The 22,971-nt window shown below is 59.7% G+C and carries 21 protein-coding genes and 3 pseudogenes; 11 read left to right on the top strand and 13 right to left on the bottom strand.

Annotated elements, in window-relative coordinates; translation table 11 throughout:
* Positions 1-2 precede the first annotated feature (2 nt).
* The 10 genes and pseudogenes from ACZ9DP_RS07005 to ACZ9DP_RS06960 form a co-directional block, all read right to left on the bottom strand.
* The gene (locus ACZ9DP_RS07005; RefSeq protein ID WP_476200941.1) at positions 3-791 is read right to left on the bottom strand and encodes a crotonase/enoyl-CoA hydratase family protein; all 789 of its coding nucleotides are present in this window, start codon (positions 789-791) and stop codon (positions 3-5) included.
* Positions 791-1,660: a hydroxymethylglutaryl-CoA lyase gene (locus ACZ9DP_RS07000; RefSeq protein ID WP_476200939.1), complete on the bottom strand. Its 870-nt coding sequence runs from the start codon at positions 1,658-1,660 to the stop codon at positions 791-793. Before ACZ9DP_RS07000 ends, ACZ9DP_RS07005 begins: the two co-directional genes overlap by 1 nt.
* A complete protein-coding gene (locus ACZ9DP_RS06995) occupies positions 1,660-3,639 on the bottom strand; it encodes an acetyl/propionyl/methylcrotonyl-CoA carboxylase subunit alpha (protein WP_476200938.1) in 1,980 nt (659 codons plus the stop codon). The genes ACZ9DP_RS07000 and ACZ9DP_RS06995 overlap by 1 nt, the downstream gene beginning before the upstream one ends.
* 7 nt (positions 3,640-3,646) lie before the next feature.
* Positions 3,647-5,254 (bottom strand): carboxyl transferase domain-containing protein, encoded by a 1,608-nt coding sequence (locus ACZ9DP_RS06990; protein WP_194731063.1) that lies wholly within the window; start codon positions 5,252-5,254, stop codon positions 3,647-3,649.
* Positions 5,251-6,414: an isovaleryl-CoA dehydrogenase gene (locus tag ACZ9DP_RS06985; protein WP_022718637.1), complete on the bottom strand. Its 1,164-nt coding sequence runs from the start codon at positions 6,412-6,414 to the stop codon at positions 5,251-5,253. The genes ACZ9DP_RS06990 and ACZ9DP_RS06985 overlap by 4 nt, the downstream gene beginning before the upstream one ends.
* 316 nt (positions 6,415-6,730) lie before the next feature.
* Positions 6,731-7,762, bottom strand: a complete 1,032-nt coding sequence (locus ACZ9DP_RS06980; RefSeq protein ID WP_476200937.1) for a hydroxyacid dehydrogenase — start codon at positions 7,760-7,762, stop codon at positions 6,731-6,733.
* Between the two features lie 301 nt (positions 7,763-8,063).
* A pseudogene (locus ACZ9DP_RS06975) lies at positions 8,064-8,237 on the bottom strand (hypothetical protein); the annotation flags it as partial.
* Between the two features lie 27 nt (positions 8,238-8,264).
* Positions 8,265-8,432, bottom strand: coding sequence for a hypothetical protein (locus ACZ9DP_RS06970; RefSeq protein WP_476200935.1), 168 nt, complete (start codon positions 8,430-8,432; stop codon positions 8,265-8,267).
* Positions 8,433-8,542: 110 nt separating this feature from the next.
* Positions 8,543-8,728 carry a hypothetical protein gene (locus ACZ9DP_RS06965; protein ID WP_349254120.1) on the bottom strand — a complete coding sequence of 62 codons (186 nt, stop codon included), beginning with the start codon at positions 8,726-8,728 and terminating at the stop codon, positions 8,543-8,545.
* 295 nt (positions 8,729-9,023) lie between these two features.
* On the bottom strand, positions 9,024-9,530 hold the full coding sequence (locus ACZ9DP_RS06960) for an Hsp20/alpha crystallin family protein (protein WP_476200933.1): 507 nt from the start codon (positions 9,528-9,530) through the stop codon (positions 9,024-9,026).
* 335 nt (positions 9,531-9,865) lie between these two features.
* Between ACZ9DP_RS06960 and ACZ9DP_RS06955 the strand changes: the two genes are divergently transcribed.
* The 9 genes and pseudogenes from ACZ9DP_RS06955 to ACZ9DP_RS06915 form a co-directional block, all read left to right on the top strand.
* Positions 9,866-10,180, top strand: a complete 315-nt coding sequence (locus ACZ9DP_RS06955) for a co-chaperone GroES (RefSeq protein ID WP_476200931.1) — start codon at positions 9,866-9,868, stop codon at positions 10,178-10,180.
* Positions 10,181-10,221: 41 nt separating this feature from the next.
* Positions 10,222-11,853, top strand: a complete 1,632-nt coding sequence (gene groL / locus ACZ9DP_RS06950; protein ID WP_476200929.1) for a chaperonin GroEL — start codon at positions 10,222-10,224, stop codon at positions 11,851-11,853.
* Positions 11,854-11,906: 53 nt separating this feature from the next.
* Entirely contained in the window at positions 11,907-12,143 is a 237-nt protein-coding gene (locus tag ACZ9DP_RS06945) for a hypothetical protein (protein WP_476200927.1), read from the top strand.
* Between the two features lie 245 nt (positions 12,144-12,388).
* Positions 12,389-12,676 carry a hypothetical protein gene (locus tag ACZ9DP_RS06940; protein WP_022716313.1) on the top strand — a complete coding sequence of 96 codons (288 nt, stop codon included), beginning with the start codon at positions 12,389-12,391 and terminating at the stop codon, positions 12,674-12,676.
* A 145-nt stretch (positions 12,677-12,821) separates the two neighbouring features.
* On the top strand, positions 12,822-13,850 hold the full coding sequence (locus tag ACZ9DP_RS06935) for a LacI family DNA-binding transcriptional regulator (RefSeq protein ID WP_476200925.1): 1,029 nt from the start codon (positions 12,822-12,824) through the stop codon (positions 13,848-13,850).
* 40 nt (positions 13,851-13,890) lie between these two features.
* A complete protein-coding gene (locus tag ACZ9DP_RS06930; RefSeq protein WP_476200923.1) occupies positions 13,891-15,129 on the top strand; it encodes an ABC transporter substrate-binding protein in 1,239 nt (412 codons plus the stop codon).
* A 75-nt stretch (positions 15,130-15,204) separates the two neighbouring features.
* Positions 15,205-16,119 carry a carbohydrate ABC transporter permease gene (locus tag ACZ9DP_RS06925; protein WP_239600545.1) on the top strand — a complete coding sequence of 305 codons (915 nt, stop codon included), beginning with the start codon at positions 15,205-15,207 and terminating at the stop codon, positions 16,117-16,119.
* Positions 16,116-16,979 (top strand): carbohydrate ABC transporter permease, encoded by an 864-nt coding sequence (locus ACZ9DP_RS06920; protein WP_476200921.1) that lies wholly within the window; start codon positions 16,116-16,118, stop codon positions 16,977-16,979. The genes ACZ9DP_RS06925 and ACZ9DP_RS06920 overlap by 4 nt, the downstream gene beginning before the upstream one ends.
* Before the next feature lie 22 nt (positions 16,980-17,001).
* A pseudogene (locus tag ACZ9DP_RS06915) lies at positions 17,002-18,669 on the top strand (glycoside hydrolase family 127 protein); the annotation flags it as partial.
* 216 nt (positions 18,670-18,885) lie between these two features.
* Here the strand turns inward: ACZ9DP_RS06915 and ACZ9DP_RS06910 are convergent.
* A pseudogene (locus tag ACZ9DP_RS06910) lies at positions 18,886-20,182 on the bottom strand (IS110 family RNA-guided transposase).
* A 59-nt stretch (positions 20,183-20,241) separates the two neighbouring features.
* Here ACZ9DP_RS06910 and ACZ9DP_RS06905 point away from each other — a divergent pair.
* Together ACZ9DP_RS06905 and ACZ9DP_RS06900 are read left to right on the top strand one after the other, a co-directional pair.
* Entirely contained in the window at positions 20,242-20,592 is a 351-nt protein-coding gene (locus ACZ9DP_RS06905; RefSeq protein ID WP_476202218.1) for a hypothetical protein, read from the top strand.
* 1 nt (position 20,593) lies between these two features.
* On the top strand, positions 20,594-21,670 hold the full coding sequence (locus ACZ9DP_RS06900; RefSeq protein ID WP_194731925.1) for an ABC transporter ATP-binding protein: 1,077 nt from the start codon (positions 20,594-20,596) through the stop codon (positions 21,668-21,670).
* 34 nt (positions 21,671-21,704) lie between these two features.
* On the opposite strand, the gene ACZ9DP_RS06895 is transcribed toward ACZ9DP_RS06900, so the two are convergent.
* Positions 21,705-22,316, bottom strand: coding sequence for an alkylhydroperoxidase domain protein (locus tag ACZ9DP_RS06895; protein ID WP_476200920.1), 612 nt, complete (start codon positions 22,314-22,316; stop codon positions 21,705-21,707).
* A 12-nt stretch (positions 22,317-22,328) separates the two neighbouring features.
* Positions 22,329-22,961, bottom strand: a complete 633-nt coding sequence (locus ACZ9DP_RS06890) for a CMD domain protein (RefSeq protein WP_476200919.1) — start codon at positions 22,959-22,961, stop codon at positions 22,329-22,331.
* Positions 22,962-22,971 lie beyond the last annotated feature (10 nt).

Raw genomic sequence — 22,971 nt, 5'->3', positions numbered from 1 at the left:
ATTCAAGCATCACTTCGCCAGGATGGCTCCCGCCGCTCGAAAAAGGCGGCAATGCCTTCGCGCGCCTCTTCCATTTCCCAGGTGTCGGCTAATTGCTCGATGACGCTTTCGATGACCGCGTCCGTGATCGGCATTCCGAGCGAGCGAACAAGTGTCTTGCCTCTTGCCACTGCATCGGGCGACGCCTTCAGGAAATGCCCGATTTCGGCCTCGACTGCCGCATCGAGATCCTCAGCGGGTACAACGTGCCCGGCCAGCCCGGCAGCCTTTGCCTCCGATGCGTTGATCAGTTTACCGGACATGATGAGCGGCCGGGCAGCTCCTTCGCCGATCCGCGCGACGACGAAAGGACTGATCGTTGCCGGGATGATGCCGAGGCGAACTTCGGTCAGGCCGAAACGGGCGGTTTCAGCGGCGATCACCAGATCGCAAACGCTGAGAAGGCCGACACCGCCCCCAAAGGCATTGCCCTGAACACGGGCAATCACCGGCTTCGGAAGGTCATTCAATGCACGGAACATGGTGGCAAGCCGCCTTGCCTCGGAAATCCGCTCATCCCGCCCCGCCTCAAACTGCACGCGCATCCAATCGAGATCGCCGCCCGCGCAGAAGCTTGCCCCCTCTGCGGCAAGCACGATTACCCGAACGCTGCGATCAGCACCGAGAGCCTTTGATGCGGCGGTCAGTTCATCCATCATCTGGGGCGAGATCGCGTTGTGCTTTTCCGGCCGCGCAAGCGTCAGCCGCGCAAGGCCGCGGGCGTCGATATCGATGTGAAGCGTTTCAGGCATCACGACTTACTCCTCAGCTCACGGGCAAAGGCGGCTGTCTGCCGCAGCTTGTCTTCCGCAAGCCCTGTCGAAAAACCTCTTGCCGCGAGATGCTGCGCGACGGCCATGGTGTCGACATTGCCCTTTGCACCCGGTGCGTAAGGACAGCCTCCGAGTCCGCCGATCGAGGCATCGAAGACGCGAAGCCCATGGTCGAGCGCAACGTCGACATTTTCGAGCGCACGGCCTGAGGTGTCGTGGAAATGGCCGGCAAGCATTGTGGCAGGCGCTTCGTCAAGCACGGCGGCGAGCATCCTCGCCACGGCTTCCGGTGTTCCGCGGCCGATCGTATCGCCAAGGCTGACCTCATAGCATCCAAGTTCCCTCAGCAATGCTACGACCTTCGCGGCATTGGCGGGCCGTACGGCACCTTCATAAGGGCATTCGACGACACAGCTGACATAGCCGCGTAGTGGAATACCGTGCGCGCTGCTCGCCAGCGCGACGGGGCGGAATCGCTCGATGCTCTCGGCAATCGAACAATTGATATTGTGCTGGGAGAAGCTTTCGGAAGCTGCGGCAAAGATCGCGACCTCGTCCGCCCGTGCCGAAAGTGCCGCCTCAAAGCCCTTCATGTTGGGGGTGAGGACGGCATAACGCACGCCAGGCACGCGGCGAATTCGGGCCATCACTTCGGCGGCGTCGACAAGCTGCGGCACCCATTTCGGACTCACGAAACTCGTCACCTCGATGCGCTCGTAGCCGCAATCGGACAGCATATCGACAAGAGCAATCTTGTCTGCCGTCCCGATGAAGTGTTCCTCATTTTGCAGACCGTCACGCGGTGCCATCTCGACGATCGAAACATGTTCCTGGTGTGCAGCCGTCATCATGCCTCTCTAGCCTTCAGGGTGACGAGGACGGCGCCCTCGGAAACCTGCTGACCCTCACTCGCGTGAACGCTTTCCACGATGGCGTCTCGCGCGGCGGTCAGCGTCAGCTCCATTTTCATGGCCTCCATGACGATCAGCGGCGCGCCTTTCGAGACGACGGCACCTTCGCTTGTCCGCACGATCTTGACGAAGCCTGGCATCGGCGCGATCAGGCGATCGCCGACCTCCGCTTCTGAGGCAGTACCATCCAGCGGATCGGGCAGCGCAAAGAGGTGCGAATTGCCGTCGAGCCTCAGGCACAACCGATGTGTCCCGCGCTCCACCTCGACAGAAACCTGTCTGCCATCGGTCTCCACTTGCAAACGGTCGGCATGGCGGCTGACAATCCTAATGGGAATCACCCGGCGGCCGTCATGGACGGCGAACATGCCGAAGCCTCGAGCGACGACACACAGACTTGCAGGACTGCCTGCATGTTCCAACGTCACTTTACGCTGCATCTCGCCCCAGAGCTGCCAATGGCCGAGCGTGTCCCACGGATCGCGGCCGTGGCTCTTTCCCTCCAGCGACAGCACCGCCGCAAGCGCAATCACCGTGTCTTCGGCAGCTGGAATTGCGGTCAGGGTCTCAAGATTGCGCTCGATCAGACCAGTGTCCGGATGGCCAGAGACAAACTCCTCCTGACGGCTCAGTTTGGTGAGAAAGCCGATATTGCTCACCGTCCCGGCGATGTGCGATGCCTGCAGTGCCCGCGTCAACACCCCAAGCGCATCGGAGCGATTCGCGCCATGCACGATCATCTTGGCGATGAGCGGGTCGTAATGGGCAGAAATCCGATCGCCTGTCCTGACGCCCGCATCGATCCGCACGCCGTCCTTTGGGAAATGCATCTCGTCGATCACGCCCGTGGCGGGTAAAAAACCCCTTGCCGCGTCCTCCGCGTAAATGCGCGCCTCGAAGGCCCAGCCGTCGATCTTCAGCTCGGATTGTTTTTTCGGAAGCGGTTCACCGGCTGCCACCCGCAATTGCCATTCGACGAGATCAACGCCCGTAATCGCCTCCGTTACCGGATGCTCGACCTGCAGGCGCGTGTTCATTTCCATGAAGAAGAAGCGGTCCGGCCACAACCCCTTCGAGACATCGGCGATGAACTCCACGGTCCCGGCGCCGCGATAATCGATCGCCCGCGCAGCACGCACGGCCGCATCGCCCATGGCGCGACGCACCTCGGCGGTCATGCCCGGAGCCGGCGCCTCCTCGATGACCTTCTGGTGGCGCCGCTGGAGCGAACAATCGCGCTCGAAAAGGTGCACGACATTGCCGTGCCGGTCTCCGAAAACCTGTACCTCGATATGACGCGGTCGAAGCAGGTATTTTTCGATAAGCACGGCATCATCGCCGAATGCCGCCTTCGCCTCGCGCTTTGCCGCCTCCAGGGCAGATGGAAGCTCTTCGGCCCGGTCGACACGGCGCATGCCCTTACCGCCGCCGCCCGCGCGCGCCTTGATGAGAACGGGAAAGCCGATCTCGGATGCCTTGACCGCCAGAAGGTCCGGATCCTGGTCGTCGCCGTGATAGCCGGGCACGATCGGAACGCCGGCGCTTTCCATCAGGGCCTTGGCGGCATCCTTGCGGCCCATTGCCCGGATCGCCATTGGCTGCGGACCAATGAAAACTATTCCCGCCGCCTCAACAGCCTCGGCGAACTCGGCGTTCTCCGAAAGAAAGCCATAGCCCGGATGGATCGCATCGGCGCCAGCCCGCTTGGCCGATTCTATAACACGCTCGATCGAGAGATAACTTTCATGGGCCGCCGAACCGCCGATGCGGATCGCTTCGTCGGCAAGCTCGGCGTGCAGCGCGCCGCTGTCGGCATCGGAATAGACCGTGGCTGTGCGCACGCCCAGGCGGCGGGCGGTACGAATGATACGGCAGGCGATTTCACCACGGTTCGCAATCAGGATCTTTCCAAACATCGCAGCCTCACATCCTAAACAGGCCGAAGTGCGTGTTCTCGATCGGCGCATTCAGCGCTGCTGACAGCGACAGGCCGAGAACATCGCGGCTCTTTGCAGGATCGATGATGCCGTCGTCCCAAAGGCGGGCGGAGGCATAGAGCGGATGGCTCTGGCTTTCGAAGAGATCGAGAACCGGCTTTTTGAAAGCCGCCTCGTCTTCAGCATTCCAAGGCGTTCCGGCGCGTATCAGCGCTTCGCTGCGAACGGTCGCAAGCACGCCTGCCGCCTGCTCGCCGCCCATTACGGAAATCCTGCTGTTCGGCCAGGTCCAGAGGAAGCGCGGCGAAAAGGCGCGGCCCGCCATGCCGTAATTTCCGGCGCCGAAGGAACCCCCGATCAGCATGGTGATCTTCGGTACCTTGGTGGTTGCCACAGCCGTGACCAGTTTGGCGCCATGCTTGGCGATACCTTCCGTCTCGTATTTACGCCCGACCATGAAGCCGGTGATGTTCTGCAAAAAGACCAGCGGGATTTTCCGTTGCGAGCAGAGCTCGATAAAATGTGCGCCCTTGACCGCAGATTCGGAAAACAGGACGCCGTTGTTGGCAAGGATCCCGACAGGGACGCCATGGATATGCGCAAAGCCGCAGACGAGCGTGGCGCCGTAGCGTGCCTTGAACTCGTCAAAACGCGAACCGTCGACGATGCGGGCGATCACCTCGCGGACCTCGTAGGGCGTGCGAAGGTCGGCGGGCACGATACCGGCGATTTCCGCGGGATCGTAGTGCGGCGGCTCTGCCTCGCGAAGTTCGACCGTATGTGCTTTTTGCCGGTTCAGCGAGGCAACGGCGCGGCGTGTCAGCGCCAGGGCATGGGCATCGTCGCGCGCCAGATAGTCGGCAACGCCAGAAAGGCGCGTGTGCACGTCGCCGCCGCCGAGCTCCTCGGCAGAGACCACCTCACCCGTCGCCGCTTTGACGAGCGGCGGCCCAGCGAGGAAGATCGTCCCCTGCCCTTCCACGATGATGGCTTCGTCAGACATGGCAGGGACATAGGCGCCACCTGCCGTGCAAGAGCCCATCACCACGGCAATCTGCGAGATTCCGGCCGCCGACATATTAGCCTGGTTGAAGAAGATCCGGCCGAAGTGATCACGATCGGGAAAGACCTCGTCCTGGTTGGGCAGATTGGCGCCGCCGGAATCAACCAAATAGATGCAGGGCAGGTTGTTCGCCGCTGCGATCTCCTGCGCCCTTAGGTGTTTCTTCACCGTCATCGGATAGTAAGTGCCGCCTTTGACCGTCGCATCGTTGCAGACGATCATGCATTCGCGACCTGCGACGCGGCCGATTCCCGTGATCAGCCCGGCTGCCGGCGCCTCATCGCCGTACATGCCGTAAGCAGCTGTCGCGGCAATTTCCAAAAACGGTGTTGCCGGGTCGATTAGTCCCATGACCCTGTCGCGCGGTAGCATCTTGCCGCGACCCACATGCCGCTCGCGTGCCGCCGTCCCGCCGCCGTTCTGGGCCGATCGCGCGACGTCCTCAATAAGCCTGACAGCCTCCTGCATGGCCGCCTGATTGGCCCTGAAGGTTTCAGAATTGATCGCGATCTGGGATTTGAGTACGGTCATGCCGTCTCCGCAAAGAGCTCGCGTCCGATCAGCATTCGCCGGATTTCGGAGGTTCCGGCGCCGATCTCGTAGAGCTTAGCGTCCCTCAAGAGCCGCCCTGCGGCATAATCATTGGTATAGCCATTGCCGCCAAGCGCCTGGATCGCTTCGAGCGCCATGCCAGTTGCCTTTTCCGCTGCATAAAGAATGCAACCTGCAGCGTCCTTGCGGGTCGTCTCGCCGCGGTCGCAGGCCGCCGCCACGGCATAGACATAGGCGCGCGCCGTATTCAGCGTCACATACATGTCGGCGAGCTTGGCCTGCATTAACTGGAATTCGCCGATCGCCCGGCCGAACTGCTTGCGTTCATGCAGATAGGGCAGAACAAGATCCACGCAAGCCGCCATGATGCCGAGGGGACCGGCCGAAAGCACCACGCGTTCGTAATCCAGGCCTGACATCAGTATCTTCACGCCGTCGCCGATTGCGCCCAGCACGTTCTCCTCGGGCACTTCGCAATCTCGAAAGATCAGCTCGCAAGTGTTCGAACCCCGCATTCCAAGCTTGTCGAGTTTCTGGCCTGTGGCAAACCCCTGGAAGGTCTTCTCGACAAGGAACGCCGTGATGCCGCGCGGTCCGGCCTCAGGGTCGGTCTTGGCATAGACCACGAGCAGATCGGCATCCGGACCGTTGGTGATCCACATCTTGTTGCCGTTCAGGAGATATCGATCGCCGCGCTTTTCGGCCTTGAGCTTCATCGAAACGACATCCGAACCGGCATCCGGCTCCGACATGGCGAGTGCGCCGACATGTTCGCCCGAGATAAGCTTGGGCAGATAGCGGCTCTTTTGCGCGTCATTGCCGTTGCGGTTGATCTGATTGACGCAGAGGTTGGAATGCGCCCCATAGCTCAAGCCGACCGAGGCCGAGGCGCGGCTGATCTCCTCCATGGCGACGCAATGGGCAAGATAACCGAGACCCGCGCCGCCATAAGCGTCGTCCGCCGTGATGCCGAGCAGGCCCATATCTCCCATCTCCCGCCAGAGCGGTGCTGGAAAATTGTTACTGCGATCGGTCTCTGCCGCTAGCGGCGCAATGCGTCCACTCGCAAACCGCCTGACACTTTCGCGCAAGGCTTCGATCTCGTCGCCGAGTGCGAAATTCAACCCACCTGAATACATCCGGCCTCTCCCCTTAGCCGTCGATCACGCCGCATCGTCACCGGCATCTGCTCTCCTTCGAGGTCGCAGTGTTGATCCATGATACTGGAAGCAATGCTCCTCCGCTTCATCAGTCCATGTCAGAACGATAGCACCCGATCCGCAGAATTTCCCCACCAAAAATGCTGCCGCGGCGCATCAATCGAAAAGCGAATGCCCAGGCTCGCGATATTTTCATAAAGGAGCTGGGATCGACGGTTGTTGAACCATCTGCCGCCGCGATTGTGCGGCAAACAGCCGGCCGGCGCTATTGGCACGCGGCACCGCGCATACCTGATCAATTGATCTTCACGCCCTTCGAGCGCATGCGCGAAACGGTCTCACGCTCGGCCCGCTTACACCGCATGGGCGGCAAACCGCGGTCCATCAGGTCCATGTCCTCCAACACCATGTCGCCCATCTTCTTGAAGGCACCGTCGAGTGCACCGGCACGATGGGCGGAGCGGATGAACCCCTTCAAACTGCGCACCGGATGGTCAAGCGGCAACGGCTCTTCGGGATACACGTCGCTTGCCGCAACGATATGGCCCGATGCGACGGCCGCCATCAGCGCATCGAAATCGACGACATCGGCCCGACTGAGCAGGATGAACGCCGAGCCGGGCCGCATGCTGGCAAACGCCTCAGCGTTAAGGAATTGCTTGTTCTCACTGGTCACAGCCGCAACGACAAAAACGAAATCGCTCTCGGTTAGCACCTCTCTTAGGCTCGCCGCTTCGACGCCGTGCTCCTCCAGGATGGAGCGCGGCAGCCAGGGATCGAAGACCCGGATCGTCGCCCGGAAACCGCAAAGCACCCGCCGGAGCGCCTTGCCGAGATCGCCGAAGCCGATGATGCCGATCTCGGAGCCTGAAATCAGCCGGGAACTTGCATTGCCCTCTCCGCCCCAAAGCTCTCTGCCTTTACGAAAAGCCAAGTCCTGGTCGACGATGCCGCGCGCGAGCGAAAGTGCAAAACCCAGACCGATTTCCGCCACGGGTTCGGCAAAGACCTGTCCCGTTGTGACGACGTGAATGCCGCGCTGGAAGAGGATTTCATAAGGCATGTTGTTGATGAGATTGCTTTCGACGTTCAGCACGCAGCGTAGTTCGGGCATGCGCGCCAAGGTCCCGACCGACATCGGCGGCTGGCCGATGATGTAACGCGCCTTGCCGAGAACGTCATCGCCGAGCCCGGCGACATTCTCCGGATCGGCCTCGATGATCTGATATTTGGCGTGCAACAGTTTTCGCGCCTCGTCGGTAAAGATCAGATCGAGCGTGCGCGGTTCCGGTGCACTGATCGCCAGTGGCCGCTCGTCATATGCCATCTCTTCTCCTCCGCAGCCCTTCAGGGGCTGCCTGCTTAACGCACCCTAGAGCAACCCCGCATTCGTTCGCGAAGCTACCAGATGCCTGGCACAAGCCGGTGCTTCACCTTCCGGCGATAGCGATCATAGCCGGATAATTCCTTGACCAGGTACTTTTCTTCGTCGAGCAGCCTGGGACCAGGCCTGTAGCGACTGGTTTGACGGCCCCCGAGAAGGTTAAACGGAGGCGTACATCGGATGCCGGACAATCCCATAGAGGCCTGTCGAGTTAACATCTCCCCCGGCAGAAAGGACGGGATTTTCAGGGGCGGCTCTGGCCCGCCCTTTCGCGTTCTCGGGAGACGGATTTAATCGCCGATGGCCGTGTTCCGGCCGCTAGGATGTTGACCGCCGCGTTGACGTCGACATGGTCTGCGTGTCCGCAGGAGAGGCAGAGGAACTTCGCTTGGTTTTCGCGGTTTCCCTTGTCCCTCGACCCGCATTCGGGAGCAGGTCACGGACGTTATCGCGGATCGACCTTCACGAGGTTGCCGCCGAGGAAGGCCAGCTTGTAGGAGAGCAGCCGTTCGAAGCGGTACCACGCCGCCGCGAGGATCGAGCGGTTGAGTGCGGCCTTCTGCGCGACGTTCTTTCCCGGTTCCTCTGCCGTCCCCTTGGCCGAGGCGCTCATGTTCCTGATCTCCAGGTCTTCGAGGACGGCCGTTGCGAAGCGCGTCGTCGTGAAGGTCTATAGCATATCAGGCGCAGGCAACACCCTCTTCTGCCTATGGCAGACGCCTCTCAGTGATCGAGGTCAAGTTTGAGCTGCTCGCCGCCGCGGGTCTTTACGAGATAGGGGTTCGGCGGTCTCATCAACTGGATCCGCTCGAGCAGCTTTTCACGGCGTTCCAGATCGCGCTCGCGCGCCGAGCGGGATGCAGCAACAAAAGCCAAGGCATTCTGTATAACGAGTTCTGCGTGCGTCATGAGCATCTCCGTTACATTTGTTCCCTATATGTTCTCATTCATCGGCAAAGTCAACCTGCGACGCCCCGGTGCACGGCGATTCCCAGCGTCGCTTTTCCACAGACTACGGCTGAAGTGAGACTTAGGCATTCACCGCGGGCGCCGATGCAACTGACGATATCCTTCTGGCGCTCGCTCAAAGCCGAAATAGCATCCATTGTCGCCAAAGGCCGAGGCGAAGAGAACGGGGTCGCTGCCAGCGGTCCCGCCCTGTTTCTCGGCCCACGGATGCGGTTTGGCAACGGTGTTCGGCGGCCTAGCTGTTGATCGTAATGCGCTTGGCGGTCGATTGCGCCGTTTCCGAGCGTGGCAAGGTGATCGTCAAGACGCCGTTTTTGAACGAAGCGTCGACCTTGTCTTCCTGCACCTCGTTATTGAGCGACAGGCGGCGCTCGAAGCGGCCGTAGAACCGCTCGGAGAATTGCCGGTCCTTGTCCTCGCTGTCGGCCCGCTTTTCACCGCGGATCGTCAGGATGCCATTGTCGATCAGAAGTTCGATATCCTTCTCGTCCATTCCTGGGATTTCGGCGACGATACGGATGTCCTTGTCCGTCTCCGCGACTTCGATCTTCGGCCAGGCCGTTTCGAACATGAAACCGGACCCGACAGTCGGAAAATGGCCCTCGACGCCGCGGAAGACATCATCGAACAACCTGTTCATCTCGCGATGAAGCGCAAGGAACGGGTGCTGGTCTCTGCCTGCATAGCCTGTCGGGACCGGACTGTTGGTGCGGCCCCAGGGAATAAGATCACGAACGCTCATCTAAGCCTCCATGTTTTCAACGCGCCAGATCATCCGGCGCACTCGCCTTTGCCCTGGCGGGTATCAGGCGACAAGTCACTCTTCGGAATACACTTGACACTGCGCAGAACTGCCTGCGCCGCATCACAGATTAAACGCTGATGGGGAAGCTTCCGTTCCGCGCGTTAGCACTCTCCTGACACGAGTGCTAATTTTTTGCCGTCGCCCTCTTGAAATTCGAAAAAATCGGTAGCAGATTTTTTCCGCCGAGCGGTCAGCAAGGCTCGGTAGCCGCCCGGATTGGTCGCCTGGTCCGGGAGCGTGATAAGTGATCATCATCGTCCATGGAGGAAGACATGACGTTCCGACCGCTTCATGATCGCATTCTCGTCCGCCGGGTTGCGTCCGAAGAAAGGACCAAAGGCGGTATTATCATTCCCGACACAGCCAAGGAAAAGCCGCAGGAAGGCGAAGTCATCGCCGTCGGCCCCGGCGCGCGCAATGACGCCGGCCAGATCCAGCCGCTCGACGTCAAGGCGGGCGACCGTATCCTGTTCGGTAAATGGTCCGGCACCGAGATCAAGATTGACGGCGAAGACCTGCTGATCATGAAGGAAAGCGACGTAATGGGCATCATCGAGGTTCCGGCGGCCGGCAAGAAGGCCGCTTGAGGCGCCTTTCAGCTAACGCTACCCAATGGAGGAGTGAAGACATGGCTGCCAAAGAAGTCAAATTCCACAGCGACGCGCGTGACCGCATGATGCGCGGGGTCGACGTGCTTGCCAACGCGGTGAAGGTGACGCTCGGCCCGAAGGGCCGTAACGTCGTGATCGACAAGTCCTTCGGCGCGCCGCGCATCACCAAGGACGGCGTTTCGGTCGCCAAGGAAATCGAACTTGAGGACAAGTTCGAAAACATGGGCGCGCAGATGCTGCGCGAAGTCGCGTCGAAGACCAGCGACGTTGCCGGTGACGGCACGACGACGGCAACCGTTCTTGCCCAGGCGATCGTTCGCGAAGGCGCCAAGGCCGTTGCTGCCGGCATGAACCCGATGGACCTGAAGCGCGGTATCGATCTTGCTGTCGATGCCGTTGTCAAGGAACTGAAGAAAAACGCCCGCAAGATCTCCAATAATGCCGAAATCGCCCAGGTCGGCTCGATCTCCGCCAACGGGGATGTCGAAATCGGCAGTTTCCTTGCTGAAGCCATGCAGAAGGTCGGCAATGAAGGCGTCATCACCGTCGAAGAAGCCAAGACCGCCGAAACCGAACTCGAAGTCGTCGAAGGCATGCAGTTTGACCGCGGCTACCTGTCGCCGTACTTCGTTACCAATCAGGACAAGATGCGGGTCGAGCTTGAGGATCCCTATGTTCTCATCCACGAGAAGAAGCTCTCGAACCTGCAGTCGATGCTTCCGGTTCTCGAAGCCGTCGTTCAGACCGGCAAGCCGCTGCTGATCATCGCTGAAGACGTCGAAGGAGAAGCGCTTGCAACGCTCGTCGTCAACAAGCTGCGCGGCGGGCTGAAGATTGCTGCCGTCAAGGCTCCGGGCTTCGGCGACCGCCGCAAGGCCATGCTGGAGGACATCGCGATCCTGACCGGTGGTACGGTCATCTCTGAAGACCTCGGCATCAAGCTCGAGTCCGTTACCCTCGACATGCTCGGCCGTGCGAAGAAAATCGTTGTCGAGAAGGAAAACACCACGATCATCGACGGCGCCGGCGCCAAGTCCGACATCGAAGGCCGCGTTGTCCAGATCAGGGCGCAGATCGAAGAAACCACCTCCGACTACGATCGCGAGAAGCTGCAGGAACGTCTTGCCAAGCTCGCAGGCGGCGTTGCCGTCATCCGCGTCGGCGGCTCGACGGAAGTCGAAGTGAAGGAAAAGAAGGACCGCGTCGACGATGCACTGCATGCGACTCGTGCGGCAGTCGAGGAAGGCATCCTGCCAGGCGGCGGTGTGGCGCTGCTGCGCGCCGTCAAGGCGCTCGACAACCTCACCACGGGCAATTCTGACCAGCGTGTCGGCGTCGAGATCGTCCGGCGCGCAATCGAATCCCCGGCGCGCCAGATCGCCGAGAATGCCGGGGCGGAAGGTTCGATCGTTGTCGGCAAGCTGCGTGAAAAAGCCGAATTCTCCTACGGCTGGAATGCTCAGACCAATGAATATGGCGATCTCTATCAGATGGGCGTGATCGACCCGGTCAAGGTCGTGCGCACAGCGCTTCAAGATGCTGCCTCCGTTGCCGGGCTGCTGGTGACGACGGAAGCGATGGTGGCGGAAAAACCCAAGAAGGAAGCCGCCGCCCCTGCCATGCCCCCCGGAGCCGGCATGGACTTCTAGGTTGACATACGGCCCGCCCGGCAACGGGTGGGCCGTACGGAATGGAGGTCAAGATGGTTCAGACGATCATAAACAGATCGGACGTGCCGCTCGATACCCGTGACCTTGAGATGTGCCAATGCGTATTCGACGAGGTTCGATCGGAAGCCAAAGTAGCCAAGGATTCCGAAGAAGCGGAGCGGATTGCTGCCATAACGATCGAACTCTATCGCCAGGGCGTGCGCAGGCCCGACCATCTGAAGCTCATGGTAGAGGCGGCTCGCGGTCTTATCGCGCAGCGCGAAAAGTAAAATGAATGGAGCCCAGGACTGTCATTCTCGTTTGAAACCCGCAAACGGGCAGGCAGTGAGATGGGAAGACAAACGTTCAATAGTCAGGGACAGACGATCTGCCGGCGACGCGCTGATGAAGTTCTTTGCGGCCCTGTACGTCCGCCGCTTGCCGATGATCTGATTTTTTGCCCCTTTTTTGAGGAGGTTCCATGAATCTGTGCTAAGTCGCGGCAAAGAACGCCACCATAGGACTTATCGAAACCATGATTGAACTTACGCCATCGCAGGTCGCAGCACTGAAACTCGCAAGGGACGGCGATCTTTATCCTCAGCCGATGAAGAAGTGGACGCACCAAAACGCCACGGTGACTTACGCGAAAACCGACCGTTGGAAAGAACGGCCGCAGAAAGTGAAATCCGTAACCAGCAAGGCGCTGGACGAATTAAAAGCGTCCGGGTTTCTGGAACGGCGCCATCTCGATCATGATGCTTCAAAGGACGTCTACGGGATCACGATGGCTGGCAAGATGTGGCTGCTAAAGAACAAGTAGGCCTTACCGGATCCTCATCAGATCTTTGATGCTGACCAGTTTTCCGTTCGGCACAGTCGCCTAAGATCGTTTCCCAGAAGGTGAGAAAACGTTTTCGCAGTTGACATTTTTGTTGCGAAAAGGTTTTCTCTTATGGGGTGGAAGAATGAGACTGGACCACACAGGAAGAAAGCAGAGCCGCATCACGATCCACGATCTTGCCGCTGCGGCCGGGGTCAGCATCTCGACGGCATCGAAGGCGCTGAACGATACGGGCCGCATGGGCGAGGAAACACGCGAGCGGGTCAAGCGCATCGCGCGGGAAATTGGCTTCAGGCCGAACGCGCTGGCGCGTGGCCTCTTGAGCAAGCGCAGCTTCACTATTGGGCTTTTGACCAACGATACCTATGGCCGCTTCACCCTTCCGGTGATGGCAGGCATTTCGGAAGCGCTTGTCGATCACGGAGTTTCGGTTTTCCTGTGTGCGATCGAGGACGATCCGGCCCTTGGGCAGATTCATGTGGATGCGATGCTGGACAAGCAGGTCGATGGCATCATCGCATCGGGAAAACGGGTCGATCGGCAGCTTCCGGTCGATTTGTCGAGCCTTCCGGTACCCGTGGTCTATGCCTTTACGGAAGGTATGCCGGGCAGCGTCAGCTTCCGCTCGGATGACGCACAGGGCGCAAGGCTCGCTGTGGAATGGCTGATCGGGCTCGGGCGTTTCCGCATCGTCCATATTACTGGTCCTGAAAGCTTCTTTTCGGTGCGCGAACGCGCTTTTGCCTATCGCGAACTGGCAGGTGACGGTGAACCGGTTCTTTACGGCGTGTGGGCAGAAGCCTGGGGTCACGAAGCGGTCGACCAGATATGGAGCCGCGCCGGAGAAAAACCCGATGGCATCTTCTGCGGCAACGATCAGATTGCCCGCGGCGTCGTCGACGCGCTGCGCGAACGGGGCGTCAAAGTACCGGAGGACGTTTCTGTGGTCGGCTTTGACAATTGGGAGATCGTCGCCGCACAGACGCGGCCGCCGCTGACGACGATCGACATGGAATTGAAGGAGCTCGGGCGTCAGGCAGGATTGACCGTGCTTGCCCTCGCCGAAGGCCGGCCCGTCGAGCCCGGCGTGCGGAAATTGCCGTGCCGTTTGATCGTGCGGCAGTCATGCGGGAGTGATGCCCGCGAAGAATGAGAAGCGGCGCGAGGAGACGCGCCATATTGGGAGGAATGTCATGATCAAGCGCCTAATAGCAGCGACCAGCATCGCTACCCTATGCCTGGTATCCGGAGCATCGGCCGCCGAAAAAGTTGAAATGTGGGTCCGCTCGGGGATCGGCGACGCCTTCAAGAAGGTCGTCGAAGCCTATAACGCCAACCACGAAAACCAGGTCGTCGCAACCGAGGTGCCATTTTCCGAACTGGTGCAGAAATATGCAACCGCGATTGCCGGCGGACAGGCCCCCGACGCCCTTTCGATGGATCTTATCTATAACCCGGCCTTTGCTGCGGCCGGCCAGTTGGAGGACCTGACGGACTGGGCAAAATCTCTGCCTTACTTCAATTCGCTGTCGCCGTCACACGTTCGCCTCGGAACCTATCAGGACCGCATTTACGGCCTGCCGCTCTCCGTCGAGACATCGGTCTTCGCGTGGAACAAGGATCTCTACAAGAAGGCCGGTCTCGACCCGGAAAAGGCACCGGCAACATGGGACGAGATTACCGCCAACGCGGAAAAGATCCGCGCGCTCGGTGAAGACACCTACGGATTTTATTTCTCCGGCGGCGGCTGCGGTGGCTGTATGATATTCACCTTCACGCCGCTCGTGTGGGGTGCCGGCGCCGATATCCTGTCGGCCGATAGCAAGGCAGCAACGCTTGATACCCCGCAAATGCGCAAGGCCGTCGATATCTATCGCAACATGGTCAAGAAGGACCTCGTTCCGGCGGGAGCTGCAAGCGACAACGGCGCGAACTTCCTCACCTTCACCAATGGCAAAATCGGTCAGCAGAGCCTCGGCGCCTTTGCCATCGGCACGCTGGTGACCGAACATCCGGACATCAACTTCGGGGTAACGCTCATTCCCGGCGTCGACGGAAAGCCGTCCTCCTTCGCCGGCGGCGATAATTTCGTCATCACCAAGGGCACGAAGAAGATCGACGCCGTGAAGGAATTCCTCGAATACGTCTACTCAGTGGATGGCCAGAAGGTCATGGCGAAATACGGCAGCCTGCCGACGCGAGGCGATATCGCCGACAAGGTCCTGGAAGGCCTCGATCCGCGCATGCAGGTCGGCCTCAAGGCCATTGGCGTTGCCAAGACACCCTATACGCTGCAGTTCAACGATCTGATCAACAGCGCCAACGGCCCATGGGCCAGCTTCACCAATGCCGCGATCTTCGGCGACGATGTCGACGGCGCCTTTTCAAACGCCCAGTCGGAAATGCAATCGATCATAGACAGCGGCCAATAATCCTCTCCCGGCCGCGGGCCGGGAGGCGGTGGCAGCTTCCCGGCCAACCTCAACGACAGATGCGGAGCGTTCTCGATGACAGGTTCAGGCTTACCGCGCCAATCTTCCGCGCGCAGGCGTCGGAGATCGCAATGGCGCGGCCTTGCCTATATCGCGCCGGCCATGGCGCTCGTTATCGTCTTCTTCATCATGCCGGTGCTTTTCACCGGATGGATGAGCCTTCACAACTGGCCGCTGATGGGCGCTTCTCGCTGGATCGGATTCAACAACTATTTTCGCATGTATAACGACAGTCGCTTCATAACAGCGCTGAATTTTACGGCCTATTATACCGTGATCGTCACGATCGCGATCTTTTCGGTGGCCTTTCCGCTCGCGATCTTCGTCGAGAAAGAGCGGCAGTTTGTCAGCGCCTACCGCACGGTCATCTTCCTGCCTGTGGTCGTCGGCCTTGCGACGGCCTCGCTGCTTTGGGTTTGGCTCGCCAATGTCGACAGCGGTTTCATCGGTCCCGCCTTGAAAGGCCTCGGCCTCGTGGCAAAGAGCCCCAACCTGCTTGCGACTTTCGACACGGCGTTTCTGACGATTGTCGTGATGGTCGTCTGGAAGATCGCAGGCTTCACCATGATCATCCTCCTGACCGGACTTCAGGCTATTCCCGCCGAACTCACCGAGGCGGCCCGCATCGATGGCGCCGGGCGTTGGCAACGCTTCGTGCACCTGACACTGCCGCTGATGCGCAAGACGATCGCACTGGCACTGATCGTCTCCGTCACCGGATCGATCCTCGCCTTTGACCAGTTCTACATCATGACGGCCGGCGGACCGCAGAACAAGATGATCTCGGTCGTCTACTACATCTTCAATCAGTCCTTCGTGTCCTTCAATCTCGGCTATGGCGCAGCGCTCTCGATCGCGCTGCTCGCGATCCTGGTGGCTATCAGCATCGTGCAGCTCTGGCTGCTCCGTGTCGGAGGGGATCACCCATGATTTCCGCGAAGGAAAAACGTGCACGAAAGCGCTTGCGCCAGAAATCGGCCTATCACCTGACCGGGATCGCCATCGCAATCTTCTTTCTGGCGCCTTTCGCCGTCACGCTGCTTGCCTCGTTCCGGCATGGAACCGAAGCGAGCCTGCCGCCCCTGCCACCATGGCCGACCGCGGGAATAAGCTTCGATTCCTACAGATTGCTGGATACCTTCGGCGCCGGCATCTGGCGGCATATGATCAATTCTCTGCTTGTTTCCCTTGCCACCGTGATACTCACGGTTGTAGTCAGCCTGCTAGCGGGCTACGGATTTTCGCGCTACCGCTTTCCTCTGAAGAACGTGCTCTTCGTGCTGATCATCACGACACTGATGATCCCGTTCCAGTCGATCCTGACGCCGCTTTTCATCATCCTTGCAAAGCTCGGTCTCAACAATTCGCTGCTCGGGCTGACGCTCGTCTATGTGACGCTCCAGCTACCCTTTTCCGTCTTCATGATGCGAAATGCTTTCGACGCCGTGCCGAAGGAAATCGAGGAGGCTGCGCGCATCGACGGCGCCCGTGATTTAAAACTCCTCGGGCGCGTGCTATTGCCCCTCGTCTTGCCGGGTGTCGCCACCGTCGCGATCTTTGCGTTCCTGAATGCCTGGAATGAGTTCCTGGCAGCACTTGTGCTGCTCTCCAGCAACGAGAAATACACCCTGCCGGTTCTCATGACGGCGGTGCGCGCCGGCCGCCTTGGCGCCATCAACTGGGGTGCTGTGCAGGCGGGCGTCGTCGTCATGACGATCCCCTGCCTCATCGTCTTCCTGCTTTTGCAACGCTACTACATGCGCGGGCTGATGGCCGGCGCGGTAAAATGAACCAGCTACAACGGATGAAGCCATGAACAAGCCAAAACGTGACCGCCAGTTCCGCCCCCTGCCCGTTCCAAACGTCGAGCTTTACGGGATCTTCGGTGACCGTCAGGATGCCATCTGCGAGTCCACGGCTGAGACACTTCTCGACCGCTGCGTGGAGGCGGGCATGCTGCGCGCGATCGATACCAGCCAGCCGGGCCCCGGTGTCGTCATTCCAATTCAGCCCTGGGGCGGTACGACGCAGATGTTCTGGGACAGCGACCTTGGAAAGTCGATCGAGACGGTCGCCTATTCGCTCTACCGGCGCCCCAATCCCCAACTTGAGGCGCGCGTCGACGAAATCATCGACATGTACGAGAAACTGCAGGACGCGGACGGTTACCTGAATGCCTGGTTCCAACGCGTTCAGCCCGGTCGCCGCTGGACCAATCTGCGCGATCACCACGAGCTTTATTGCGCCGGACATCTGATCGAGGGCGCCGTTGCCTATTATCAGGCGACGGGCAAGCGAAAGCTGCTCGACATCATGTGCCGGTATGCCGATTATATGATCAAGGTCTTCGGCCATGGCGAGGGCCAGATACCGGGCTATTGCGGCCATGAGGAGATCGAGCTTGCGCTCGTGAAACTCGCTCGGGTGACCGGCGAGAAGAAGTATCTGGATCTTGCCAAGTATTTCATAGACGAGCGTGGCACAGAGCCGCATTTCTTCACCGAAGAGGCGACCCGCGATGGGCGCGATCCGGCAAATTTCATCCAGAAGACTTACGAATACAATCAGGCGCATCAACCGGTGCGCGAGCAGAAGAAGGTGGTCGGCCATGCGGTGCGTGCGATGTATCTTTATTCCGGCATGGCCGATATCGCGACGGAATATAACGACGACACGCTGACTGCAGCGCTCGAAATACTCTGGGACGACCTTACCACCAAGCAGATGTATATTACAGGCGGCATTGGCCCGGCCGCGGCAAATGAGGGCTTCACCGACTACTACGACTTGCCGAACGAAAGCGCCTATGCGGAAACATGTGCTTCGGTCGGCCTTGTCTTCTGGGCAAGCCGCATGCTCGGCCGCGGCCCGAACCGCCGCTATGCCGACATCATGGAACAGGCGCTTTACAATGGCGCAATGGCCGGTATTTCGCTCGACGGCCGCACGTTCTTTTATGAAAACCCACTTGAAAGTGCCGGTAAGCATCATCGCTGGATCTGGCATCATTGCCCGTGCTGTCCGCCGAACATTGCCCGCCTGCTTTCCTCCATCGGGTCGTATATGTATGCCGTTGCCGACGACGAGATCGCCGTACATCTCTACGGAGAAAGCAAGGCCCATTTTGAAATTGATGGCTCCAATATCACGCTCGCGCAGGAGACGCGCTATCCTTGGGATGGCGCCATATGTTTCGACATCGTAACGGAAAGGCCGGCGCGTTTCGCAGTGTCGCTTCGTATCCCCGAATGGGCAAACGGCGTCGCGATCAAGGTGAATGGCGAGGCGCTTGAACTTTCATCCGTGGCGCTCGACGGCTATGCCCGCATCGAGCGGGAATGGAAAAGCGGCGATCACGTCGATCTCGACATCCCCCTTGCGGCGCGCTCGCTCTTTGCCAATCCGCTCGTGCGCCAGGATGCCGGCCGCACCGCTTTGATGCGCGGCCCTCTGGTCTACTGCGTCGAGGCAACCGACAACGTCCTAAGTGCGGAAGAAAATGGGCTTGGCAGGCAAAGTTTCTCTGTTCGTCAGCATGCTCGCGCTGCATGACGCTCGTCAAGTCACATCGTCGAACCAGGCGGCCTCCACTGGAATGGGAAAAGGTCTCGTCCATAGCAAACACAGGGTCCATCATTTTGGCCCTCACCGTCCTTAACACGAGCTTCTGATCCAGGTGGAAGACCCAAGCATTGTCTACAGGGTCATCCGATGGGATGCCCTCACGGCCCTACCTGACAGAGGTTCTTCCACCTGGTACCCGCCCTTCAACGAAGGGCCGGTAGTCTGAACCGCTTTTGACGACGGCGTGTACGACACGCGCCATCTTGGCGGTAATAGCGGTCATTGCCTTGCGGCGGAGATCGGGATTGTCACGATCCCTTGCGATGTAGCGTTCGAACTTATGCCGGAAGCCGTTCTCACGCTGGCGGATGGCAACTTGTCCAGCAATCCACAGCGTCCGTCGCAGCCGCGCGTTGCCGAATTTGGAAAGCCGGGTCTGGCCACGATACTGGCCCGATTGTTGTGTCGACAGATCCAGCCCGCAGAATTTGAGAAACTGACGGTGATGGTGAAAGCGGCGTAGATCCCCAGCCTCCGCGATGATCGTCAGCGCGTTGATGGGACCGATCCCAGGTATCTGCCGCAAAAGCTGATAATCGCGGCTGTGTCGCAGCAGCTCATCGGCCTGTGTTTCGATCTCGTTACGTTGGCGGATCAGGCTACGGGCTTCGGCCACAACCATCCGAAACATGCGAATGGCAGGCGCATCCAGCGGCAATGGCAAGCCGATCGATGTGCATGCCGTCTCATAAATATCCATTAAAATCTGTGACTTGCTGACTTTCCTGCCGACAACATCCCATGCCGCTTCGACGAACTCCTCTTTCGTCAGTGTCGTGATGCTCGCGGGTGTGGGGAACGCATCGAGGAAAGCGAAGAACCAGTCGCTACGGCTGTTGCCCCTGAAGCGATCAATCTCAGGAAAATACAGCGGCAGGTAATGCGTCAGGATGCGATGCTGGATCTCGGTCTTGGCGTTAGCAATGGCTTCGTGTGTCTTCGACAATTCCTGAACGTCGTTGATGCCGGCACGCAAGGGATCATGATAGACTTGTGTCGAATGGATCCTCAACATGTGCAGGATCACCTGCGCATCCTTGGGATCGTTCTTGTCCCAGCTGTTGTGCAAGGCTTCTCGCGTGCGGGCCAGTGCCAGCGACGAGACCAACCGCGTCTCGAAGCCGGCTTCGACCAAACGCCAGGCGACGGGTCGGTGATAATTGCCCGTTGCCTCAAAAGCACAGACCACCGGTTGGCCATAAGCCTGCAGGACTTCGATCAGACGATCATGCTCCGCACGGGTGTTGAGAATTGCCAACCGGCGGCGGCGTTTATGGCCGGGTGCTTCGATCAACACTTCATTGCGAACCTTGGCGATGTCGATGGCTACCAACACGGCAGCGGTGGGTATAGAATTCTGACTGGTCATGGTCGGTCTCTCCGGAATGAGTTGTGAACACTCACATTCTAGAGATACTTTGGCTGGCCATGGCCACCTCAAACGGTGCGCGCTTGCAGCAAAAAAGCTGCGCGCACCGTTCCCTCGGTGGCTCCAATTCTTCCTTCCGTAGGTGCTACGGCTCCGGCTTGAATGGAATCCGGCTCAATGGCGACGTTTCGAAAGCGACAACTTCCGAAGTCGCCGAGCTTCGTGGTGCCGTCGCTCTGGATTTGCCCGCAAGGCGCGATGAGGCCGATTGGGGCAGCGCCCTTTACAGGGCGTCGCCGCCGCATGCACGCGAAACGACTGCGCGCTTCGTGCCCTATCCATTCTGGGACAATCGAGCGCCAGGTGAGATGCTTGTCTGGGTAAGAGCAGGTGAAGAACGCGGTGAGTGAACTGGCTGACACTGGCGTCGTGCTGGCGGGCGTCCGCAAGAGTTTCGCCAGCCTCGATGTCATTCATGGCATCGACCTCGAAATTGCCGAAGGCTCCTTTGTTGTCTTCGTGGGACCGTCCGGCTGCGGAAAGTCGACGCTGCTTCGCATGATTGCCGGATTGGAAGAGGTCACCGACGGCGAGATCGAGATCAAGGGACGCAACGTCACCGATCTCGATCCTTCCGAGCGCGGCATTGCCATGGTGTTTCAGTCCTATGCGCTTTACCCACACATGAGCGTGCGCGAAAACCTCGCCTTCGGACTGAAGATGGCGAGAACGGCGGCAGCAGAGATCGAAGCACGTGTGAAGGCCGCGTCCGCGATCTTGAAGATCGAGCACCTGCTCGACCGCAGGCCCGGACAACTCTCCGGCGGTCAGCGCCAGCGCGTAGCGATCGGCCGGGCAATCGTGCGCAAGCCGGACGTGTTCTTGTTCGACGAGCCGCTATCCAATCTCGATGCCGAATTGCGGGTCTCGATGCGCATCGAGATTGCTCGGCTGCATCGCGAACTCGGCAACACGATGATCTATGTGACGCATGACCAGACCGAGGCGATGACGCTTGCGGACAAAATCGTCGTTCTGCGCGATGGGCGTATCGAACAAGCCGGAACGCCGCGTGAAGTCTATGAGAACCCGGCCAATGTCTTCGTAGCGGGTTTCATCGGCTCACCGCGGATGAATTTACTGCAAGCGACATGGTCAGGCGACGGCACAATCAGCATCGCCGGAACCGTCATCCCGGCGCCGATTGCATCTGGAAAGCTTTCGGCGGGCGAAAGGCTTACATTCGGCGTTCGCCCGGAGCACTTCATTGTCGCTGAAGCTGCGGCGCAGACGCTTAGAGCGCGCGTTGATTTTTTTGAGTACCTGGGCGGAACTCAGTACCTCTACTGCCAACTCGATGATGGCCAGACCGTTACCGCTGAACACAGGTCTTCGCTCACAATCGAGGCCGGCGACACCGTCCATCTTGCAAGCGAGATGACCAAGCGCCGCTTCTTCGATGCAGATGGAAAGCGGCTGGCGGATTAAAATCTTCTCTCTATCGAGATAAAATTCGGCGCCATCAGGCTTCAGCCGCAGGTGTCGGCTCGCCCAGCGAGAGCATCAGTCGGTTGGCCCAGTTGAAGAAAGCGGCACCATGGATGACGTCGGCAATTTCCAGATCGTTCAGACCTTTGGACCGCAGCCGGGCGATCTCTTCTTCATTGAAGGCGGATGGTGTCGCCGTCAAAGCGACCGAAGCCTCGACGATTGCATTCCACCTGCGGCTGCCGAGGTCGGTATCCGTTCCTTCGTCGAGCAGGCGCTGAACATCGCTGGTGCGCTTGGAATAATGAGAGGCAAAACGGGAATGGACCGAGGCGCAGAAAATGCAGCCGTTCAGCCGCGACGCGGCCGTCGCAGACAGCTCCCTATCGGCGCGCGGCAGACCGGCCGCCGTATTGTAGAAGATGTCCTTGTCGGTCTTCGTGCGAGCCTCTAGGATCTCCGGATCGCGTACAAGCAGCATGAAGTAAGCCGACTTGGCGCGCGATGGATCAACGAGCCCCGCCCAATGCCGGTCTGTCAGTTCCTCTTCTGCGAGCGGTGCCAGCCAGGGTGTCCAGCCAACCTCGGCCTGTGTGAAGGCGCTCGGGCGGTACTCGAGCTCAGGATGGATTGCAATCTCGGTCATGTAATCGTCTCCTTATTCGGCTGCTTCCGAAGCAAGTGTTCCCTCGCCCGCCTTGGATAGCGCCGCAAGCCCCGTGACCACGCGGATCTGGAATGCAAGGAAGGAAACGATCTGCGAAAGCGTCACGATCGCCGTCGTGCTCCATCCGGCATCCAGCAATTTTTGCAAGGCAGCCGGAGACGCCTCTCGCGGCCGGAACACCAGCAGATGGCTATGTTCAAGCGCCGCCGAAAGCTTAACTCCGAGAGCGACGCGTCCAAAATCGGATACCTCAAAGACCAGGCCCGACTTGTCTCCAACCGATAGGGGTGCCGCACGATACTTGCCGTAGGGGCCATGCGTGCGCCCCTTCTCGACCTCTGCTCTGACGGCTGCGGCAAGAGAAGCGCCGCCCGTCGTCTCGATGATGCCGGCCGTATAGAATTCTGCTGCCGCGCTTGCATCGTGCAATCCCGCAACGAAGGCCGCAACTGCAAGCCGCTCCATCCGCAAGATGCCTCCTTCCTGTACCGGCTCGAAAAGTGCCAGATAGCTCTTCTGCGCATTTGAGCGTGTTTCAGGCCGTTCCGCACGAATGCGATCGACGAAGGATCCGGCGCGGATGCCGGCTAAAAGATCGATAACGTCAGGTGTCGAAGAGGTCATGGTCGATACC

The organism is Rhizobium sp. USDA 4016, from assembly GCF_056279705.1.
The sequence above is the reverse complement of the archived record's forward strand: the minus strand, read 5'-3'. Positions and strand labels throughout refer to the sequence as shown.

Coding starts and splice junctions, on each gene's coding strand:
- ACZ9DP_RS07005 (WP_476200941.1), bottom strand. CDS start 791: ATGCCTGAAACGCTTCACATCGATATCGACGCCCGCGGCCTTGCGCGG.
- ACZ9DP_RS07000 (WP_476200939.1), bottom strand. CDS start 1,660: ATGACGGCTGCACACCAGGAACATGTTTCGATCGTCGAGATGGCACCG.
- ACZ9DP_RS06995 (WP_476200938.1), bottom strand. CDS start 3,639: ATGTTTGGAAAGATCCTGATTGCGAACCGTGGTGAAATCGCCTGCCGT.
- ACZ9DP_RS06990 (WP_194731063.1), bottom strand. CDS start 5,254: ATGACCGTACTCAAATCCCAGATCGCGATCAATTCTGAAACCTTCAGG.
- ACZ9DP_RS06985 (WP_022718637.1), bottom strand. CDS start 6,414: ATGTATTCAGGTGGGTTGAATTTCGCACTCGGCGACGAGATCGAAGCC.
- ACZ9DP_RS06980 (WP_476200937.1), bottom strand. CDS start 7,762: ATGGCATATGACGAGCGGCCACTGGCGATCAGTGCACCGGAACCGCGC.
- ACZ9DP_RS06970 (WP_476200935.1), bottom strand. CDS start 8,432: ATGAGCGCCTCGGCCAAGGGGACGGCAGAGGAACCGGGAAAGAACGTC.
- ACZ9DP_RS06965 (WP_349254120.1), bottom strand. CDS start 8,728: ATGACGCACGCAGAACTCGTTATACAGAATGCCTTGGCTTTTGTTGCT.
- ACZ9DP_RS06960 (WP_476200933.1), bottom strand. CDS start 9,530: ATGAGCGTTCGTGATCTTATTCCCTGGGGCCGCACCAACAGTCCGGTC.
- ACZ9DP_RS06955 (WP_476200931.1), top strand. CDS start 9,866: ATGACGTTCCGACCGCTTCATGATCGCATTCTCGTCCGCCGGGTTGCG.
- groL (WP_476200929.1), top strand. CDS start 10,222: ATGGCTGCCAAAGAAGTCAAATTCCACAGCGACGCGCGTGACCGCATG.
- ACZ9DP_RS06945 (WP_476200927.1), top strand. CDS start 11,907: ATGGTTCAGACGATCATAAACAGATCGGACGTGCCGCTCGATACCCGT.
- ACZ9DP_RS06940 (WP_022716313.1), top strand. CDS start 12,389: ATGATTGAACTTACGCCATCGCAGGTCGCAGCACTGAAACTCGCAAGG.
- ACZ9DP_RS06935 (WP_476200925.1), top strand. CDS start 12,822: ATGAGACTGGACCACACAGGAAGAAAGCAGAGCCGCATCACGATCCAC.
- ACZ9DP_RS06930 (WP_476200923.1), top strand. CDS start 13,891: ATGATCAAGCGCCTAATAGCAGCGACCAGCATCGCTACCCTATGCCTG.
- ACZ9DP_RS06925 (WP_239600545.1), top strand. CDS start 15,205: ATGACAGGTTCAGGCTTACCGCGCCAATCTTCCGCGCGCAGGCGTCGG.
- ACZ9DP_RS06920 (WP_476200921.1), top strand. CDS start 16,116: ATGATTTCCGCGAAGGAAAAACGTGCACGAAAGCGCTTGCGCCAGAAA.
- ACZ9DP_RS06905 (WP_476202218.1), top strand. CDS start 20,242: ATGGCCACCTCAAACGGTGCGCGCTTGCAGCAAAAAAGCTGCGCGCAC.
- ACZ9DP_RS06895 (WP_476200920.1), bottom strand. CDS start 22,316: ATGACCGAGATTGCAATCCATCCTGAGCTCGAGTACCGCCCGAGCGCC.
- ACZ9DP_RS06890 (WP_476200919.1), bottom strand. CDS start 22,961: ATGACCTCTTCGACACCTGACGTTATCGATCTTTTAGCCGGCATCCGC.